The sequence below is a fragment of the Frankia sp. Hr75.2 genome, from assembly GCF_949319125.1.
GTDB classification, from domain to species: Bacteria; Actinomycetota; Actinomycetes; order Frankiales; family Frankiaceae; genus Parafrankia; species Parafrankia soli.
In genome coordinates this window covers 1-1,679 of sequence record NZ_CASGGV010000136.1, presented here as the reverse complement: position 1 = coordinate 1,679, position 1,679 = coordinate 1, and the positions used below count along the sequence as shown (strand labels likewise).

The window sequence follows — 1,679 nt, the reverse complement described above, 5'->3', positions numbered from 1 at the left end:
CCCCCAGTAGGTGATGTCGTGGTAGCTGGGCAGGCCTTCCAGGTACGGCAGCTCGGGCATCGTGACCGCCCGGCAGCCCTTCGCCGCCACCCGGCGGATCTCGTTCACCATCAGCTGCGGGTCCCAGGTCGGAAGCAGCGCCAGCGGGATGAACCGGCCCGGGTAGGTGCCGGCCCACTCGTCGATGTGCCAGTCGTTGTACGCCTGGATCATGATGACGGTGAGGGGATCCTTGAAATGGTTGAGATGCCCGGCGCTGAACCCGGCGAACGTCGGGAAGCACATCGACGCCAGGATCCCGTTACGGTCCATGTCCCGGACCCGGTCGTGGATGTCGTAGACGGCGGGGCGCATCTCGGCGAAGCCGGCCGGGTCCTTGGCCCATTCCTCCGGCGGCCAGGTGATCACGGCGTTGAGGCCGCTGACCCCGGTGACCCGGCCCTGGTAGATCCACCGGTCCACCCCGGACTCGTCGGTCTCGACGTGCGGCGCCTGGTCGGCCAGGTTCGCCGGCAGGTGGTTCTTGAACATGTCCGCTGGTTCGACCACGTGGTCGTCGATGCTCACCAGAATCAAGTCGTCGACGTTCATGACCCTCCTCCGTGGGTGCTGGCCTGACAGGCGTATCCGGTCAGATATCTGTGCTCCGGTCCCGGCCGTTCCGGGGGTTCTCACATTTTTCGGAAGTCCCAGCTGGTGATTTTCTCCGGGGTGAGGCGCAGCCAGGCGTGACGGCCGTCGTAGTGCATTTCGTCGCGACCGGTGTATTTCTGGGCGAAGAGCTTTTCCGGTGTTTCGAGGTCCGGGTCGGGGGTGCCGTTCCGGGGAGCTTCTCCGACGCTTTCGAGCTTCCCGCGGAGCTCGACCCCGTGTAGCTCGTTGAAGGCGTGGCCGCCATCGATGAGCACGGCCACTCGCGGGTCGCGGGCGATGTCGGTCCAGCGCTGGCTCTTCACAACCGAGTTGAGCCACAGAGCGGAGCCGTCCCACACGAACCACAGCGGAGTCAGATGTGGTCCGCTCGGGCTGGACGTCGCCACCCGGCAGGTTCGCTCCTCGGTGAGGAAGGCATCGATCTCGTCCCGACTCATGGCGATCTTGCGGCCCCGGCGCTGCTCTTTCATCGTGTTTCGTCCTTAATGGATGTCGAGTGCCTGCTGCGTGGTGGTGTGTCGAAGTAGGGACGGACGGGCCCGACGGCGAGCGCCGCCAGGCAGCCGGGTCACCGACCGAGCAGGAATTTCACGATGGGTGTGGCCGGGGGGAAGGAGTCGGAGATGCCGGCGGTGAAGTAGCCCGAGTCGGCCGTGAGGGTGATGCCGCTGATGGCGGAGGCGGCGTCGCTGCAGAGGAACAGCAGCGGGTAGGCCTGTTCCAGCGAGGTCGCGGCCTCGATGCCCAGCTCGGCCCGGTAGTCGGTACCGAAGCCGAGCCACCTCTCCTCGTTCGCCCGCGCCAGCGGGGTGTCGGTGGGGCCGGGGCAGATCGCGTTGATGCGGATGCCCTGCTTGAGCAGGGGCATCGCCTGGGTGGCGACGTAGGCGCAGACGGCCCGCTTGCTCCACATGTAGTCGGCCTTGCCGTGCTCGACGGCCCACTTCGTGGCCTCGTCGAAGTCGGTGATGGCCAGGTACTCCTTGAGCAGCGGCAGGTCCGACTCCCACCCCAGGCCGGCCGCC

3 protein-coding genes are annotated in these 1,679 nt (G+C 66.9%); all 3 read right to left on the bottom strand.

The annotated features are described in order from the left end of the window. Nucleotides 1-591 (bottom strand): amidohydrolase family protein (locus AC559T_RS12345; RefSeq protein WP_498868787.1); only part of this gene is annotated, 591 nt, incomplete at its 3' end. A gap of 80 nt (nt 592-671) precedes the next feature. Next, entirely contained in the window at nt 672-1,124 is a 453-nt protein-coding gene (locus tag AC559T_RS12340; protein ID WP_498868786.1) for a pyridoxamine 5'-phosphate oxidase family protein, read from the bottom strand. A gap of 98 nt (nt 1,125-1,222) precedes the next feature. Next, a partial coding sequence (locus AC559T_RS12335; protein ID WP_498868785.1) for an SDR family oxidoreductase occupies nt 1,223-1,679 on the bottom strand: 457 nt, incomplete at its 5' end.